1 protein-coding gene is annotated in these 614 nt (G+C 59.6%); it reads right to left on the bottom strand.

Going from position 1 to position 614, the window contains the following annotated elements:
* The coding region (locus tag ALO64_RS00085) for a FadR/GntR family transcriptional regulator (protein ID WP_235804960.1) at positions 1–467 on the bottom strand (467 nt) is incomplete at its 3' end.
* Positions 468–614 lie beyond the last annotated feature (147 nt).

Below are 614 nucleotides of genomic sequence, written 5' to 3'. Positions count from 1 at the left end.
TGCCGGTGAAACTCGAAATCGGCTTTCATGGTGTCGTGCCCCAGGCGCGCACAGCGATGCAGCTCATCGAGTGCCTGACGGATGGCATCCAGTTGCTCGGGCGTGCGGCGTTGAGCCGCGAGCGCGGCAGATTCCGGCTCGATGCTCAGGCGCAGCTCGATGATGGATACCGCGTCGCCGGGTGTACCGATTGGCGGTTCAACCTGCTGGAAATTCCCTGGCTGCGCTGCATCGACCACGAAGGTGCCGATGCCATGCCGGGTTTCGACCAGACCTTCGGCTTGCAGACGCGACATCGCTTCACGAACCACAGTGCGGCTGACCCCGGTTTCACGGATGATCACCTGTTCGGTAGGAAGCTTTTCACCGCTCTGGATCTCGCCTTCGCGAATTCTGCGCGAAAACTCGGCGACCAGTTGCTGAGTCAGGCTGGAGCGACGGCCTTTTGATGTGGAAGGTTGTTCCATGGCGGGTGATCGGGTCCGTGTCGGGTGGCTGAGTATAACCGTACTCAAGGCGTGTTTTGTGTGGGGATCGCAGCCTATACTCGCGTATCGGACAGAACTGAGGCTGCAATGTCGGACAACGCGCTTTCCTCGATGCATAGGAATTTC

It is taken from the genome of Pseudomonas meliae (genome assembly GCF_001400515.1).
GTDB lineage: Bacteria > Pseudomonadota > Gammaproteobacteria > Pseudomonadales > Pseudomonadaceae > Aquipseudomonas > Aquipseudomonas amygdali.
The sequence above is the reverse complement of the archived record's forward strand: the minus strand, read 5'-3'. Positions and strand labels throughout refer to the sequence as shown.